Consider the following 15997-nt stretch of genomic DNA (forward strand, 5'->3'; position numbering starts at 1 on the left):
CTCCAACTAGGCCGGTGGCCTGGGTGTTTGGGCTTTGCGCTGAGCCGTGTGGTGTTTCTACTGTCAGTGCCCATGATCTTGAGTTTCTTCTCGTCCAGGGGCTGGGAGTCCTGGGACATCGAGCATCGGCCGCTGATCCCCGAGAGGATGCCCGTGCTCGTCGACGGCGACCTGTGCTTCGAGGACGGTCCGGCTGCGCCGCGTCCGGCGGCGGTGGTGAACCGGTGGTTGCGTGAGCTTCCGGCCAGCGGGGCGCCGGCGCCGAGCTCGTGGGAGAACTACGCGCGGGTGGTCAAGGAGTGGATGGAGTTCCTGGCCGAGCATGGGGTGGGGTTGTTCGACTCGCGGGTACGGCTGAAGGCTGCGTTGAGCCGGTACGCCGAGCATCGGGCGGCGGGTCCGTTGAAGGCCCGGTTCGCGGCGACGACGTGGGGCCAGCACATGAGCATCCTGTCGCTGTTCTACCGGTGGGCGATGCACGAGGAGTACGCGACGGCCGAGCCGTTCACCTACCGCGCTGCGCGGGCACTGTTCGCCGGGACCGGGCGGGAGGGGAAGGTGAATCTGGCGGTTCGCCGCACCCCGAAGCCGCACGTGACGATCAAGTACCTGGAGCCGGACTTCACCGAGCTGTTCCGCAAGGGGCTGCGCGGGCTGGCACCGGACAGCGCGCAGGACACCGGCTTCCACGGCCGCGAGATGACTCGCAACGCCGCGATCGGTGATCTCGCGCTGGCCACCGGACTGCGGCTGCAGGAGTTCACCTACCTGCTGCCCTGGGAGATCCCCGCACTGCCGCCTGAGCCGACCACGGTGCCGATCCCGTTCCCGGTGCCGGCCGGGATCACCAAGGGCAGGAAGTTCCGCACCACCTGGGTCTCTTACGAGGCCCTCGCCGGTGTCCATGACTATCTGGAGCTGGACCGGGCAGCCACGGCGGAGGGCTCAGGCTGGCGGCCGCCACGGAGGTGGGGCGAGCCGCTGACAGTGACCGAACCGGGGGTGAGAAGTGGGCGGGTCAACGGAGTGCGCCGGTCCTGGGACTCCCTGTCCCCAGCCGAGCGGCGCCGTCTGATCGCCCCGGATGGGGGTTCGTGCCTCCTCGCGGTGAAGAACGGCGGCGGCCCGTTCACTGCCTGGGCCACGGTCTTCGAGCGCACATCCGACCGGATCCGAGCCCGCTTCGAGCCCCGGTTCCCGCACGTTCACGCCCACCGACTCCGCCACTCGTTCTCGATCAGGACTCTCGAATACCTGGTCACCGGCCACTACCGGCAGGCAGCGAAGCTCGTGAGGGACACCGACGCGGATGCCGCGCTGGTCTTCTATCTCTCCAAGGCCGACCCGCTGCTGATCCTGCGAGACCTTTTAGGGCATAGCACCGTACTCGTGACGGAAAAGTACCTCCGTCGCCTGGATACCACCCGCATCTACCGGGAGGCATACGAGGGCGCCGGGGCAGCAGCCGGGCTGACCAACGATACGGCGGCCGAACAAGAAGCTGCCGCCGAGTTCCACGACGATCGCGAGGACGCCTGATGCCGACGCAGCTCATCGACGAACCGCTCGGCATCACCTGCGTGTTCAGCGACGGCGGTCGGGCCGAGTACTCCCTGGACGGGCTGCCCAACCCGAGCCTGGCCCGGGATCTGGCCATCGGGCTGGTGGACTTGATCCACCCCCATGGCACCGCGGACTCGGACGGCACGGTCAACTTCTATGTCCAGGCTCTGCGGAGCATGGTCCGCACTCTCGCCGATGGCGGCTTCACCGGTGGTGCCGCCCAGCTGCGGCGGGGCCAGATGGCCGAGTTCTGGATGGCCAGCCCGACCAGGCTGGAGGCCCTGACCCGCAGCATGCTGGAGGGCTTCGCCCAGACCGGCGGCACCCTCGGCGAGGGGGTACTGGACCTTGCATCCGGCCGGCACTTCAACATCCAGCCCTACCGTCATGCCTTGCCGCCCTACCCTGAAGAGGAATGGCAGCGGCTGACCGCGGTCTGCCGCACTCTGGTCGACGAGTCGTACGCAGCCCATCGGCAGGCCCTTGCTGCGGCCGCCCGCGGAAGGCACCCGGGCTCGGGAGGCTGGTCGGCCGAGAATGTGCGGTGGCTGCTGGCCCGGCTCGGTCCGGTGACCACCGCAAAGTTCGGCGAGGAACTCGGCTGCACCGAGGGAGCGATCTGGCAGCGGGGCGGATTCCTGCAGGCCAACGCCGATCTCTTCCCCACGCACAACGCTCTGATCGCCTACCGGCTGCTGTTCGGCATCTACTCCGGCATCGTCCCCGACGGCATTGACGACCTGGTCACCGACGACATCGACTGGGCGGGAGACACCACGATCCTTCTCTCCTACGTCAAGGGCCGCACGGCGGCGGAGAGCCTGACCCTGCCCCGCCGGGCCGTGCGCCTGCTGGAGCAGTGGCTGGCGCACTCGGCCCTGCTGCGGAGCTTCACCGGGCCCGAGGACCGGCGGCGCCTGTGGTTGGCCCTCAGCCGCCCGGGACAGTTCACCGTCGTCACAGGCTCCGGTGCACGGGCGGCCATCCAGCGGTGGGTGGTGCGTCACCAGGTGCTCACGCAGGACGGCCGTCCGATGAAGATCCACCGATCGCGGATCCGCACCACTCACCAAGCGATGCGCGACAAGAGCACCTGGACGGGCAGCGGACGGGCAACCATCGACCCGAACCACACCCCGGCGATCGAGGGCGACCACTACCTGACTGCTGTGACACCGTCCCAGCAGCGCGGAGTCGAGACGGTCATCGAGGACGCACAGCACGACATGCTGCGGCGGTCGCACCCGCCGACGGTGATCACGCAGGAGGACGCGGTCGCGCTGGTCTCGGACTATCCGCAACTGATGGCGGCCATGAATTTGGACGATGCGGCACTTGCCGAACTCGTGGGCGGGCAGCGGGATGTGTTCACGGCCGCCTGCGGAGACCAGTTGTCCGGGCTGCACGGGCCGAAGGGCAAGCCGTGTCCGGCCCGTCCCTGGGTCTGTCTGCTCTGCCCGCTCGCGGTGTTCGCCCCACGGCACGCGGCGAACCTCCTGCGACTCAAGGCGTTCTTCTCCCGGCAGTGGCAGCAGATGCCCGCCGCCCAGTTCATGGCCGTCTTCGGCCCCTATGCGGCCCGGATCCAGCAGGTCCTGAACCGCTTCGATGCGGCCGTCCTGGCGACGGCGACCGCTCAGGTCGCCGACCGCGATGACGAACTGCCTCTGCGTCCCGAGGAGATGACCGCGTGACCACCGCTGCTTCCTATGCCTTCGGCGGACGGTCCGCCGTCTTCGCGGACGCCGACGTCTGCCGGGAAGCCGGCCTCAGCCTGCCTGATACCGTTCGCCGCCCGCTCTTCGAAGACGATGCGTGGGATTTCACCGAGGTCGTCGGTCTGCCGGTCCACATGGCCCTGTCCCTGCGGCACTTCGACTTCGCGGCCATCACCGACCTCCACTGGCGGCTGGTCGCCAAAGAACTGATCCTGGCCCTGCTTGCTCCGCGGCATCCGGCGGTCGCCCTGCTGCCCCGCGCCTACCGGACCGCTCTGCATCTCACCAGTTGCGCCGGCCGACTGGACGAACTCGTCAAGTTCCTGACCTGGCTGGGCGGCGAAGGCGTGACCAGCCTCGCCGTGATCGACACCCAGATCTGCGAGGCATACCTCAGCTATCGCCGCTATGTGACGGATGAGCATGGAACCGTCATCGGCGAGCAGAGCCCGGGGACCCGGCGGCGGGCCGCGCAGGTCGTCGTCGACCTGGTCAGCTACCGCGAACTCTTCACTGCCGACCGCGTTCCTGCAGATCTGCGGCCGTGGGGCGGAGCCACCGCCACCGCGGTCGCTGAGATGCCCAGCGGCCGGATGGAGAACAAGACCCGTCCCGTCGAGGACGCCATCCTGCAACCGATGCTCGCTGCCGCCCTCTACCTGGTCTCCACGCTCGGCCCGCATGCCGTCGGACTCGCCGGACAGGTGCGTGAGGCGGACCGGACCACGTCCAACAAGGCCAGAGGGCTCCGGCACGACACACGCATCCCCCTGACAGAATTCACCGACCTTCTCGCCGAGTACAGGCGAACGTGCACACCCCTGCCGATGCTGGCCGACCACCACGTCGCCGACCGGCTCGTCGATGGCTGGTCTCCCGATGATCCGCTCCTGTCAGTGGCCACCGGAGTACTGGCCCGCCAGGCCGGAGCCCGCCAGTTCTGGACACGGTGGATGCGCTCCCTGCGCGGCCCGTTGGAAGCCGCGGTCGCAGAGGTCGGGGTGAAGGAGGTCTTCGGCCGGGACGCCGCCGAGATCACCACAGCGGACGCATCGTCCACACTGGCCTGGACCACACCGCTGCACCGGCTTCAGGCCGTCGCCTTGGTCGGGATCGTCCGCACCGCCGCGGTGATCGTCCTGGCCACGGTCTCAGGAATGCGGGCGAGCGAGCTAATGGAGCTGCGGATCGGGTGCCGACGGATGTCCGAGGAACCGGCCTCCGGTCTGCACCGCTACCGGCTCACCAGCAAGGTGGTCAAAGGCCAGCCGCTCGGCGGCACCGACGACGAATGGGTCGTCATCGAGCCGGTCTATCGCGCCGTCGAACTCGCCGAGAACCTGCACGATGCCCCAGAGGACGGGGCCCTGCTCTTCGGCCGGTTCGCCTTCACAGTCCGATACCGGTGGTTCAGGAACTGGGTGAGCTCACCGGCAGGACAACGACTCGGCCTCGCCCCGATCCCCGAGGGACAGGTCAACTTGCGGATGCTCAGGCGGACTTTGGCCCTTGAAATGGCCTACCGGCCCGGTGGCGTGCTGGCCTCCAAGATCCACATGAAGCATATTGCTGTCGCCACAACAGAAGGGTATGCCTCGCGCCCCGGCGGGGCCCAGGCCGAGCTGTTGTCCGAGGTCAACAAACACGAGAGCGACCGGAACCTCGATTTGGTCCTGACCGAGTTCCGAAACTACCAGCAGGGCATCCTGCCCGCCGGCCCAGGAGCCCGCAGCCTCACCGAGTTCTTCGCCAGCATCGACGAGAAGCTCGACGCAACGGCAGCAACGGCACCCAAGACACAGCGAAGTGACCGCGACGTGCTGAACCTCCTGACCAAACGCGCCAAGGTCCTTCACCTTGGGCCTGCGAACTACTGCTGGTTCACCGACCCGTCCCGGGCACTCTGCCTCAAGCTGGCTGGCACCCCGACGGCAGACCGTCCGCTGGTCGGGATGTGTGACTCCGCCCGTTGCCCGCAGGCCACCCATCACCCTTGTCACCGGCCCGTCTGGGCCGAGCACGCCGAACGCACCGGGACCTTCCTCGGCCAGCTCGGCACCACACGCAAGACCGAACGCACCCGGCTCCAGGCCGATTACGAGCGGGCCCTCCGCGTCGTCGCCGAGATCGACGCCGCCAGCACCAAGGACGAGGAGTCCGGATGAGAATCTCCGCAGCCCAGCGGACCGAGAACGAGAACTGCATCCGGGCCGCCATGGATCGGCTCCTTCGCGGCGAGATCCCGCCCGGCGGGAAGTGCGACATCAAGACCCTCGCCCGCGAAGCGGGCGTCGACCGCACCGCGTTCTACGGCACCCGCCCCTACGCTCACCTCCGCGTCGAGTTCGAACGCCGCCTGAACGCCATGCACGAGGCCGGCGAGATCCCCGATCCTCGCGAGGCCCAGATCGCCCGGCTCAAAGTAGAGAACGCCAAGCTCCGGGAACGGCTCGCCAAGTCCGAGCAGACGGTCGACGAACTCACCGACTTCCGCAGCCAGGCCCTGGCCCGGCTCGCCGCCCAGCACGAAGAGATCGTCCGGCTCCGCGAAGCCGCCGTCGGAACGACCCAACTCAGGCGCCTTCCCGCACCGCGAACCACCGTGATCGGAAGCTGCAGTTGAGACGGGCGGAGCAGAGGGAGAAGCCCACACGGACGCCGTCAGCCGTTATTACGGAAGACGAGCAGATAGCGCCAGAAGAGGAGCCTGCGGATGCTGCATCCGGGCAGCAGGACCGCGGCCTCCCGACGGATCTGGAGCAAGGGCATGACCGGCTGCCTCACCGGCGCCTTCACCCGTTCGCGACCAGTCGCAGCAGAGACAGGGCGAAGCTTGTCCCTCACGGCGACGGCCAGCCTGGCGACGGCGTTGACGGGCACGGCTGCCAGGCTCCAAGCCCAGTCGAGCCGGGTCTTCTCCGGATAGCAGCCCAAGATCACGAGGACGCCGCCGGGCGCGAGCGCGTCACGCAACGCGGCGACGGCGTCGAACGGCATGTGATGGATGCTGGCCAGGCACGAGATGAAGTCGTAGTGCCCCTTCGAAAGTTCGACTTCGGTGACGTCCGCGTGCTGGAAGTGCGGGCTCCGATCACCGGCTATCCGCCCCGACAGCGCGCGGGCCTCCGCGATGGCCTCCTCCGACGGATCGATCGCATCGACCTCCATGCCCAGGTCAGCGAGCCGCCGCGCGAACTGGCCTGTCCCGCAACCGACATCCAGTGCCACACCGCAGTTCCGCGGCACATGGCGCAACAACAGACGGTGATAGTGGTCGTTGTGATCAAAGGGCATGGTCCGACCCTGCCACAGAGGACGCCCTCCGCCCTTGCCTTCCACTACCAAGACCTCCGCAGTGAACTGCGTCACACCAGTGGGGCCGGAATGCAACACACGCCGCTGTCATCGTCGCGAACGCGGCGCCGACAGCGGACCTGCTCAATGGCAACACGCACTCGACCGCACACGGCCTCTGCGGACACAAGCCACTCTCTGGCCACCCAGGCGATCAACCGAGGCATGTCCCTGGAGGCCATCGCCGCACTTCTTGGACACCGGTCGCTGTCCATGACCCGTGTTTACGCGCGGATCGCCGACCGGACCGTCGCCGACGAGTACTTCGCTGTCTCGGAGAAGGTCGAGGCACTCTACGACGCCCCGCGCCAGCTGCCGGCCGATGCCGAGGGCACGGAGATGGCCAAGCTTCGGCGGGAGATGCACCGCCGGATGCTCGGCAACGGCTACTGCGCTCGCCCCGTCGAGATGGACTGCCACTTCGAATCGATCTGCGAGTCCTGCACGTTCTTCGTCACCACGATCGAGTTCCGGCCCACCCTCGAACGCCAGCGAGACGACGCGGCGGCCAAGGGACAGGTCGCTCGCGAGCAGATCTTCGACGGACTCCTCAGCCGACTTGAGGAACAGGCTGGCTGATGCCTTCTTCCAGGCGGCCACCGATAGCTACCCCTCCGTTCAACCGCCCGGTCGATCCAGCTAGGTTTGCCACGTCCAATGACGGCGATCAAGCAGGTGAGACGCATGGCAGGACATGATGAGTTGCAGCAGCTGCTCGGCGCACCGGCACCACGTCAGCCCTCGCCAGAAGATTGGGCCGAGGTTGAGAACTACATTGGCTCGCCGCTTCCCAGCGACTTCAAGGCTTTCCTGGACACCTATGGCGCCGGGGTGATTTCCGAGGAACTCGTGGTCTTCCATCCTCGGGGGTCCAGTCCGCTGCTGGAGCGCATGCGCAGCATCCACGAGAGATTCGCCGCACGGCGCGAGCGTGGACCGGACGACTTCCCGCACCCGTTCCACCCCGAGCCCGGCGGCCTGATCTCCTGGGGCTACGACTACGGCGGCGACGAGCACTTCTTCTTGCCCTGCCACCCGGATCCGGACCGTTGGAAGATCGTCACCATGGCCCACGAGGAGGGATGCGAGACCTTCGACGGCCCGTTCGCCGACTTCATCGTGGCGTTTATGGAACGACTCGAGTTCATGGACGAAGACGGCAACATCCGCCCTGCCACCCCAAGCTTCGAATCCTGCTGATCGATCGACTCTCCAGACCGCGGCCTGGTCCCCTCGGGGTTGACATCGAGACCCGCATATTAGAGGGGTCCCTCGGGGTCGGGTCCGCTACGACAACCTCAAGGCCGCCGTCGCCCAGGTGCTGGGTCTGAGCCGGGCGAGGGTGGAGACCGACCGGTGGATCGCCTTCAGATCGCACTTCGGCATCGAGAGCTTCTACTGCCGCCCCGGCATCGACGGGGCCCACGAGAAGGGCGGCGTCGAGGGGCAGATCGGCTACTTCCGGCGCAACCACTTCACCCCGGTGCCCGAGGTCGCCTCGCTGGCGGAGCTGAACGAGTTGGTCGAGCAGTGGGATCTGCACGACGGCCGGCGCCGGATCGGCTCCCGGCTGCAGACCATCGACGAGTACTTCGCCGTCGAGCAGCCGCTGCTGGTGCCGTTGCCGGAGGAGCCGTTCGAGACGGGGCGGGTGTTCACCCCCAGGGTCGACCGCTACAGCCAGATCGCCGTCCGCACCAACCGCTACTCGGTGCCCGTCCGTCTGATCGGCAAACGGGTCCGCGTCGTGCTGCACGCCTCCCACCTGGTGGTTTACGACCAGAACGTGGAAGTGGCTCGGCACGAGCGGCTGATCGCCAAGGGCGGCTGCCGCCTGGAGCTGGACCACTACCTGGAAGCCCTGATCCGCAAGCCGGGCGCCTTCCCCGGCGCCACCGCCCTCGAACAGGCCCGCTCCGCAGGCAGGTTCACTCCGGTCCACGACGCCTGGTGGGCCCAGGCCCGGAAGGTCCACGGCGAGAGGGACGGCACCCGGGCCCTGATCGAGGTACTGCTGCTGGGCCGACACATCCCGCACGAGTACTTGGTCGCCGGGCTGGCAACCGCTCTGCGGGCCGGGGCTCTGACTGCGGATGCGGTCGCCCTGGAGGCCCGCAAGGCCGCCCAGCCCGAGGACGAACCAACTGTTCCTGGCCCGTCGAGCACCGGTCCGGGGCAGTCGGCAGGGACCGTGACGTTTCTGCACGAGTGGAAGTTGGCTCATCTTCCGCCGGACACCAGGCCCCTGCCCTCGGTGACCCCTTATGACCAGTTGCTCCGAAGCCGTCGCGCCAGCGGCGGTGACCGCCGAGAGGGAGAAGCCCAGTGACCCTGCCCCGCCAGCGAGGTTTGACCGAGCAGGCCGCCACCACCGCCATCGACACCGCCTGCCGCCTGCTGCGGCTGCCGTCGATCCGCAAGGAGTTCCCCGACATCGCCGACCGGGCGATGAAGGACCAGATGACCTACCGCGGCTTCCTCGCCGAACTGCTGATGGCCGAGTGCGACGACCGGGCCCGCCGCCGCTCGGAACGGCGGATCAAGGCGGCAGGCTTCCCACGGGAGAAGTCACTGCGGACCTTCGACTTCGACGCCAACCCCAACATCGACGCGGCCACCGTCAACACGCTCGCCAGCTGCGAATGGATCAAGAAGGGGCAGCCTCTCTGCCTGATCGGCGACTCCGGCACCGGCAAGTCCCACATGCTCATCGCCCTGGGCACCGAGGCCGCGATGCAGGGCTACCGAGTGCGCTACACCCTGGCGACAAAGCTGGTCAACGAACTGGTCGAGGCCGCCGACGAGAAGCAGCTCAGCAAGACCATCGCCCGCTACGGACGCGTCGATCTTTTGTGCATCGATGAGCTGGGCTACATGGAACTGGACCGGCACGGCGCCGAACTGCTGTTCCAGGTGCTGACCGAGCGCGAGGAGAAGAACAGCGTCGCCATCGCCTCCAACGAGTCGTTCGGCAAAGCGCACATGTTCCGGCGAACTCGTGCCAGGCGGCGCCGAAACATCACGGGTTCATCTTGCGGAAGTCCTGGTACTCGTCACAGACGATGCCTTGGTTGACCCAGCGTTGGGGGTCTGCGGAGAGGTCACGCTCGGCAAGGTGCAAGGCGTCCTCAGAGGTGGGCAGGACCGCGATCTTCCGTCCCCACGTCTCCTCCTCGGGGTCCAGGGGCGGGAACTCGGTGATGTCGAGGAAGTTGTCGGTGCCGACGTCTTCGACATCACTCACATAGATCGTCACGCCGGAAGGGCCGGGGCTGAGGGCGATCCAGCGAAGCCCTTGTCGACCGTCGCATTCGACCCTGCCGAGGAACTGCTCGATCTGCTGTCCGCGCCGGAGGGCAGCGAGGGCGAATGAGGGGTTGAGGTGCCGCATGCAAGTTCCTCTACTGGTGCTGGTCGGGCAGGCGTCCTGGGTCGATGTGATCAGCAAGGTAGATGAGGGTGGCCTGTGGGTCCATGCCGAAAGCGGCAGCGACGAGCTTGGGGTCCATGGTGTTCACCAGGTCGACGAGTCGGGTGCTGCGGATCATCCGGGGCGGGTATCCGCAGTCGTCAAGGACGTGGGAGACATAGGCAGTTGAGGCCGGGCTCCGCCCGGCCTTGGTTCCTTTGGTGACCATCACATGCGGGTTGGCCGTCGGCCACTTCGCGCGGTGGTTCAAGCAGCGTTCCAGCACGGTCCAGGAGGCTGGATCCAGCGGGACGGGATGGGGCCGCTTGCCGAGCCGGACAGTCTGGGTCGCTGCGTCGATGTCGGTGATCTTCAATGTCCGAACCTCCGTGCTGGAGGCTCCATGCAGCAGAGCGAGCATGCCGAGCAGAGCCTCGTGCGGGTGAACCTGATCGTCGGTCGTCCATCGGCGGAAGAGCTCGCGCTGCTGGTCGAGGGTGAGGGTGCGGCCGCGGAAGCCGTTGCGTTCCTTCACGACCAGAGTGCGGGTCGGGTCGATCAGCACGATGTGCTGGGAGCGGGCGAAGCGGAAGAACTGCCGCAGCACCACCAGTCGGCGCTTGCGGGCCCTGGGCGAGGTGGCCAGGAAGGCTTCAATGTCGTGCACGTCGACCAGGGCCCAGTCGTTCTTGCCGCGGTGCTCGGTGAGGAAGCGGGCAAGGTCCCGCAGGATCGACAGGGCGGTTTCCAGGGTGTGGTCGCTGCGGGGGCGAGTACCGGCCCGGCGGGCCCGGTCTTGGGCCCGCATGCGGGAGGCGTCGAAGGCGGCAACGGCTGGCCTGAGCGGCCCGGGGACGGCATCGATGCGGCGCTTGCGTCGCCCTGCGGCGAGCCGCTCGGCCTGATCGGTCGGCAGGGCCAGGCCGCGATGGCTGAAGAAGTCCTCAAGCGCGTGGGCGAAGGTGCCCATCGATCGCCCTGGTCGTCGGGACCGTTCCAGAAGTGCCTGGGGCGAGTTGGAGTGCTCGTCCTGCAAGAGGCGGCCGAGGCTGGTGATCAGGCCGCAGGCCCGGGAGACGCAGAAACGGGCCGCGACATGCCCGACAAAGTCGTCCAGCCACGCCGGGGGGCTGGCGAGTTGGTCGCGGAGGTGTTCGCCGCGGATGAAGGGGCGGCCGGGATGTTTCTGCCAGCAGGCTGAGCACAGGCCCAGGCCGGCATGCCGTCGCAGTTGCCCGCACTCGCGGCAGGTCCGCGGGGGCTGCTTGTCCTGCCGGGGCCGGGAGCAATGACCGCACCAGCCGGTCTCCTCGCGGAGATATCCGCGCTTGCCGCAGCGAGGGCAGGGCTGCTGGTCGGCGAGCCGCTCGGCCTTTCGCCGGCAGGCTCCGCAGAGCCGGTTGTGGGCGGCACGGACGGATTGGCCGCACTGGTCGCAGACGCGCGAGCAGGTGATGCACCGGCCGGTGTCCTCCTGGAGGACCCGGTCCTTGCCGCAGGACCCGCACACCGCCTTTGCTGCCTCTTCTTTCATCCGGCGCCAGCACCGGCAGCAGTGTTGGCGGTCGCGATAGCCGACCGGCCCGCCGCAGGTGACGCAGTCCCGTTGTTTCTTGCTCATGGAGACGTCCGCAGGTCACAGAGGCGGCATCGACCGGCCCCGGGCGGAGCCTGCGGCCTTCGGGAGGTCGGCGGCGGGCCGTGGCGGAGCAGCAGGCCGCTCGACGGGGGTGGTGTCGATCTCGATCAGGTCGTTGGGGGTGCACTCCAGTGCGGTGCACAACGCGGCCAGGGTGGTCATCTTCACCTGCGAGGGTTCCTTGGTGAACAGCGCGGACACCGACGCCGAGGAGAGCTCCAGGCCGGCCTTCTCGGCCAGCAGCCGCCGCAGCTCGGTCCCGGTCCACACCTCGCGCTGGGCGGCGGCCATCCGCAGCCTCCATCGGATCTTCATGCTGTGGTGTCCTTCCCGGCCAGCTCGGCCAGAGTGCCGGCGACCGCCCGCTGATAGGCGTCCTCGATGAACGTGGCGGAGGGCCGGACATAACGCATGGTTGAACTGACCGTCCAGTGACCGAGCATTTGCTGGATCGCCACCAGGTCGACGCCGCGTTCGTAGTTGTGGGTCGCGCAGGCTCTGCGCAGGGCATGCGGGCTGAACCGCTCCGAGGCCGGCCGCCCTTCGAGTTCCATGAGATAGCGCAGCCGGTTGCGGATCGTTCCGCGATGCAGGGCTCCGCCGGACTCGTCGGCGAACAGCACTGGCGAATCGGGGAACTTGGGGCGCACGTCGTCCAGGAACCATCGCAGCACCAGGTCCAGGCCATCGAGCATGGGCACCCAGCGGGGCCGGGGCCCGGAGGTGTGAGCCCCTTTGCCGAAGCGGACGTGGAGCTTGCCGAACGGGCCGCGGCTGAAGTGCACATCCGGCTTGTCCAGCAGCGATGCCTCCTCCGAGCGGAGCCCGGCGTGATAGAGGGTCCGGAACATCGCATAGTCCCGGGCGGCGGGCCCGTACTTCCTCGCGGTCGCGATCCGTTGCTTCATGAAGTCGAAGAACTCCGCTACCCGTTCTGGTGTCGGCGGCGGCACCAGGGCCGGGGAGTCGTCGCCGACGTGCCGGGAGGCGTTGAACTCGTCGACCGGGCAGACCAGCCGGACACCGAAGGCTGCCTCGATCTCGGTGGCTTTGCGGGCCTGCAGGAATCGGTGGAACCCCTTGAAGATCTGCACGTACTCGCGCCGGGTGGACGTCGACCGGCCCTTCACCGCGAGGTCACCGACCACCCGGTCGATGTCTTCCGGCGTCACCTCCCACGCGGGTCGGCCCAGGGCCGTGAGGGTTCGCTCCAGCAGGCCGATGTCGTTGTCGATGGTCACCGGGCTGAACCCGCGAGCCCGCCACGAGGCGACGAACGCGTCGACGCATGCGGTCTGGAACTGCCACGGGTCCGTCGCCAGCGGTTCCTGCGGGACGGCCCCGCCCGCGATGACCTGGAGTCTGGCCTCGGCCACCGGCACACCTTCCTCGCACCTGAACGGTCAAGGCAGCACCTGGAAAGCCAGGGCACCACCGCGAGAACCAACGAGGACTGCAGGAACGGGATACGGGCAGGTGGCAGCAGCAACTCTTGTGAGGGAACAAGTGCCAGCCCCAGATGGCTGGACCAAGACCTTCACCGACCCCCGCCTCTGCGCGGCCATCGTCGACCGACTCACCTTCAACGGCACCATCATCGAGACCGGCACCGACTCCTACCGCCTCGCCACCACCCGCGCCCGGGCCGAAGCGCCGGCCACGGCCAGCTGACCCGGGCCACAGCTGGCTAGCCGACCGCCGCCTTCGCGGGCGGCGGTTCCACACGCTCAGCTGGCCAAAGTGCCCTGGTGAAAATACATCCGCCAGCCCGTCTCCGTCAGACGCCACAGAGAGCTTCGCCATACCCGGCGGCCCTGGTTGTCGGCGAAGTACGTCAGATGAACGACGCCCGGAGCAACGACGCCCCCGGACATTTCGCTGACCTTGACAGGAGACTCCGGGGACACCGAGCCGCCGCTCGTCACCGTGAGGATCGACTCCACATCCCACCAACGTCCAGAAGCCCCGATCTCGGTGAACTCCGGATCCAAAAGCTCCAGGACACGAGCTGGGAAGGCCCGCACCTCGGGGTCGAGAAGCCGCATCTCCCCATCGATGGCCGCTTGCACGGCCAGCTCGCTCTCATCCGTCATGCGGGAACCCTACGGACGCCCTCTTCCAAGGCATAGCGAATTGTTCACCCGGCACCACGACGGCACCCGGCGCCGTCAAAACTCGTGAACATCTCTCGACGTGGTGATCACGAACTGCCTCCGGAACTCATGCACAAGTGCTGCCCCTCAACATGACCGAAGCCAGGGGATCAAGTACTACGCATTCCGGTTCGAGACCGAAGACGAACCACGTGTAGGCGGCAGCCCACGAAGCCTGCCGGTAACGCGAGTTGAACACCCGAGCGTGCGGAGCCACCGCCCCTGGCCTGCGAATTACGGCGCCTTGATCCCCTACACCACTTGGCGGGACGCCATCGGTGCAGAACTCCGCCGATCAGGGCGTGATCACCTTCCATGGCACCGCGATGTCAGGTGAAGACTGATTTAGCGTTCTGTTTTTTGAAGCTTGCTCACGGACGCTCTCGCCACCTCTTGGAGCAGGTTGGGGTAATAAGCGTCATGTGCGAATACCGTGATGGTGAGCGACACTGTGCCCACTCGCACCAGGCCAAGGGTCAGGCATTCACTCAGTCTGCTGGAAATCAGACCGGCACGGGTAACGGTGGAATCGTCGCCCATCACCGGCAGTGTCAGGGGGGCCAAGTTCATGCGCTGTGTACCATCTGTGAGATGGGGGCATCCCTTGGCGGAACTGCGAGTTTCGTTGATGACCCGCTGCGCATCGGCCGATGAGGCATGGCCGACCAACGAGACCCTGACGAGCATCGTTCCGGCGGTCGTGTTGGCAGTGAAGGCCCTACCCAGCTCGGAAGAGGGATGGTAGGAGTCAGCGGACGCGTTGGAAGCGTTCAGGAATTCCGTGCAGACCGGCCCTCCGGAGCTCGCTGTGAGCTTTCGGCTCATGATCCCGGTGCTGTCCCGGGCCGTGTCAGCTCGCAGTCCCGGAACGTCTGCGGCGGTTATCGCGGCAGCTTTGAGTTGGTTCCCCGTCATCGGCGCCTCACTCGCCACCGAAGGCGAAGCGGCACCTGTTGGTGAGCCGGTGAGGTTGATATTTGACTGCGCCGACCGCCTTGCGGCAGTTGGCGCAGGACTTTGGTGTGCCTGGGCCGTTCCGCTGCCACTGCTGCACGCCGACACCGGGACAATGCCCAGCGAGAGAACTGCTGCGCATGCAACGCGTCTAGCCTTGAGATCCACGGCCCCAACCCCTGGGTCATCAGTTCGATCAGCGCAGGCAGTGTAGCGGCCGTGACTCCTCAGTCCAGGGCACAGGATGCCGGCCGGTGCCCGTGGCACGTCATGCCGCCGGACGTTGTTGCCCCTGACAGGTCAAAAGGCGGCGGCGTGGGTCGGATCGCCGTCCCTCTCGGGCCGGTCGGCCGGAGGCCGCTCAGCGACGACGACTTCGTCGCCGTGGTCCTCAAGGGGTGCACGGGCATGTGTTGGGGCGAAATCGTCGGCCTGGAGAGGGAATTCGCCCGCCCCGGCTCCATCCGCGTCGAGTGGAAGCTGTACGAACTCGACACGGGCGAGCTGGTGCGCTGCCCGCCCAAAGATGACAGCTACCGCACTATCCACGTGATGGACTGGCTGTCAGCCCTGGTCTCCAACCACATCGCCCGCACGAAGCCGACACCCTGCCCGTGCCACGGCAAGACCTACGTCTTCCGGGGCCAGGGCACGGCTCGTACCGGTGGCCACCAAAGCGCGTAGCTCGTCGACGTCGCACGCCGTGCCGAAGTCTCCACGGGCACGGTGTCCAACGTCCTCAACCACCCCGAGCGTGTCGCCGAAGCCAAGCGGGTCAAGGTGAAGCAGGCCATCGCCGACCTAACGAGGTTGTGAGCGAAACCAGGGGGAGGTGTCCTGGCCGAAGTTCTACGTCCCCGGTGCCCACGCAGGACCTGCGATGAGGGATGGGGGTGGTGTATGGAGGACGGGTGGTTACTCTCGTCTCTCCATCGATCTTGATTGCAGGGGAGCAGGCTGTGCGTAACGCTGTTGTGACGCCCGAGGGTGACCAGATCCGCTGGGTGGAGTTGCCGGGGCAGGAGCCTTCCCGCGTCTACGTGCATGGTCTGGGTGCCACATCGCCTGCCTACTTCGCGGAGGTCGCGGCCCACCCGTTGCTGGCTGGCCGCCGTTCGTTGCTGATCGACTTGCTCGGTCACGGCCTCAGCGACCGGCCGACCGATTTCGACTACTCCCTGGAAGCGCATGCTGATGCCCTCGCGAA

Annotated in this window: 16 protein-coding genes and 2 pseudogenes; 11 read left to right on the forward strand and 7 right to left on the reverse strand. The window is 67.3% G+C overall.

Annotation, left to right across the window (positions count from 1 at the left end; translation table 11 throughout):
- Nucleotides 1–72 precede the first annotated feature (72 nt).
- The 4 genes from BIV25_RS23050 to BIV25_RS23065 are packed head-to-tail and all read left to right on the forward strand — an operon-like array spanning nucleotide 73 to nucleotide 5904.
- Entirely contained in the window at nucleotides 73–1539 is a 1467-nt protein-coding gene (locus tag BIV25_RS23050; RefSeq protein WP_071374276.1) for a site-specific integrase, read from the forward strand.
- A complete protein-coding gene (locus tag BIV25_RS23055) occupies nucleotides 1539–3257 on the forward strand; it encodes a hypothetical protein (RefSeq protein WP_071374277.1) in 1719 nt (572 codons plus the stop codon). The genes BIV25_RS23050 and BIV25_RS23055 overlap by 1 nt, the downstream gene beginning before the upstream one ends.
- Nucleotides 3254–5446, forward strand: a complete 2193-nt coding sequence (locus tag BIV25_RS23060; RefSeq protein ID WP_071374278.1) for a hypothetical protein — start codon at nucleotides 3254–3256, stop codon at nucleotides 5444–5446. Before BIV25_RS23055 ends, BIV25_RS23060 begins: the two co-directional genes overlap by 4 nt.
- The gene (locus BIV25_RS23065) at nucleotides 5443–5904 is read left to right on the forward strand and encodes a hypothetical protein (RefSeq protein WP_071374279.1); all 462 of its coding nucleotides are present in this window, start codon (nucleotides 5443–5445) and stop codon (nucleotides 5902–5904) included. Before BIV25_RS23060 ends, BIV25_RS23065 begins: the two co-directional genes overlap by 4 nt.
- 38 nt (nucleotides 5905–5942) lie before the next feature.
- Here the strand turns inward: BIV25_RS23065 and BIV25_RS23070 are convergent, their stop codons facing one another.
- On the reverse strand, nucleotides 5943–6575 hold the full coding sequence (locus BIV25_RS23070) for a bifunctional 2-polyprenyl-6-hydroxyphenol methylase/3-demethylubiquinol 3-O-methyltransferase UbiG (RefSeq protein ID WP_071374310.1): 633 nt from the start codon (nucleotides 6573–6575) through the stop codon (nucleotides 5943–5945).
- Between the two features lie 90 nt (nucleotides 6576–6665).
- Between BIV25_RS23070 and BIV25_RS49500 the strand changes: the two genes are divergently transcribed.
- The 4 genes from BIV25_RS49500 to istB all read left to right on the forward strand — a co-directional run bounded on the left by BIV25_RS49500 (nucleotide 6666) and on the right by istB (nucleotide 9710).
- Entirely contained in the window at nucleotides 6666–7214 is a 549-nt protein-coding gene (locus tag BIV25_RS49500) for a tyrosine-type recombinase/integrase (protein WP_256256016.1), read from the forward strand.
- A 78-nt stretch (nucleotides 7215–7292) separates the two neighbouring features.
- Entirely contained in the window at nucleotides 7293–7835 is a 543-nt protein-coding gene (locus tag BIV25_RS23080; RefSeq protein ID WP_256256017.1) for an SMI1/KNR4 family protein, read from the forward strand.
- A 118-nt stretch (nucleotides 7836–7953) separates the two neighbouring features.
- Nucleotides 7954–8964: a hypothetical protein gene (locus tag BIV25_RS23085; protein WP_256256018.1), complete on the forward strand. Its 1011-nt coding sequence runs from the start codon at nucleotides 7954–7956 to the stop codon at nucleotides 8962–8964.
- A complete protein-coding gene (gene istB, locus BIV25_RS23090) occupies nucleotides 8961–9710 on the forward strand; it encodes an IS21-like element helper ATPase IstB (protein WP_305729329.1) in 750 nt (249 codons plus the stop codon). The genes BIV25_RS23085 and istB overlap by 4 nt, the downstream gene beginning before the upstream one ends.
- On the opposite strand, the gene BIV25_RS50440 is transcribed toward istB, so the two are convergent.
- The 4 genes from BIV25_RS50440 to BIV25_RS23110 are packed head-to-tail and all read right to left on the reverse strand — an operon-like array spanning nucleotide 9655 to nucleotide 13059.
- Entirely contained in the window at nucleotides 9655–10026 is a 372-nt protein-coding gene (locus BIV25_RS50440) for a hypothetical protein (RefSeq protein WP_143076698.1), read from the reverse strand. The genes istB and BIV25_RS50440 overlap by 56 nt on opposite strands.
- Nucleotides 10027–10036: 10 nt before the next feature.
- Nucleotides 10037–11665 carry a site-specific integrase gene (locus tag BIV25_RS23100; protein ID WP_071374283.1) on the reverse strand — a complete coding sequence of 543 codons (1629 nt, stop codon included), beginning with the start codon at nucleotides 11663–11665 and terminating at the stop codon, nucleotides 10037–10039.
- 15 nt (nucleotides 11666–11680) lie between these two features.
- The gene (locus BIV25_RS23105) at nucleotides 11681–11998 is read right to left on the reverse strand and encodes a helix-turn-helix transcriptional regulator (RefSeq protein ID WP_071374284.1); all 318 of its coding nucleotides are present in this window, start codon (nucleotides 11996–11998) and stop codon (nucleotides 11681–11683) included.
- Nucleotides 11995–13059, reverse strand: coding sequence for a site-specific integrase (locus BIV25_RS23110; protein ID WP_071374285.1), 1065 nt, complete (start codon nucleotides 13057–13059; stop codon nucleotides 11995–11997). Before BIV25_RS23110 ends, BIV25_RS23105 begins: the two co-directional genes overlap by 4 nt.
- A 145-nt stretch (nucleotides 13060–13204) precedes the next feature.
- On the opposite strand from BIV25_RS23110, the pseudogene BIV25_RS47525 reads away from it, so the two are divergent.
- A pseudogene (locus BIV25_RS47525) lies at nucleotides 13205–13354 on the forward strand (ATP-binding protein); the annotation flags it as partial.
- A 56-nt stretch (nucleotides 13355–13410) separates the two neighbouring features.
- Here the strand turns inward: BIV25_RS47525 and BIV25_RS23115 are convergent.
- Nucleotides 13411–13776, reverse strand: coding sequence for a DUF4440 domain-containing protein (locus BIV25_RS23115; protein ID WP_071374286.1), 366 nt, complete (start codon nucleotides 13774–13776; stop codon nucleotides 13411–13413).
- Between the two features lie 405 nt (nucleotides 13777–14181).
- Nucleotides 14182–14661, reverse strand: a complete 480-nt coding sequence (locus BIV25_RS50445) for a hypothetical protein (protein ID WP_143076699.1) — start codon at nucleotides 14659–14661, stop codon at nucleotides 14182–14184.
- 495 nt (nucleotides 14662–15156) lie between these two features.
- Between BIV25_RS50445 and BIV25_RS47530 the strand changes: the two are divergent.
- A pseudogene (locus BIV25_RS47530) lies at nucleotides 15157–15594 on the forward strand (LacI family DNA-binding transcriptional regulator); the annotation flags it as partial.
- Nucleotides 15595–15749: 155 nt separating this feature from the next.
- Nucleotides 15750–15997 (forward strand): alpha/beta hydrolase (locus BIV25_RS23125; protein WP_143076700.1); only part of this gene is annotated, 248 nt, incomplete at its 3' end.

The sequence above is a fragment of the Streptomyces sp. MUSC 14 genome, assembly GCF_001866675.1.
Taxonomy (GTDB): Bacteria; Actinomycetota; Actinomycetes; order Streptomycetales; family Streptomycetaceae; genus Streptomyces.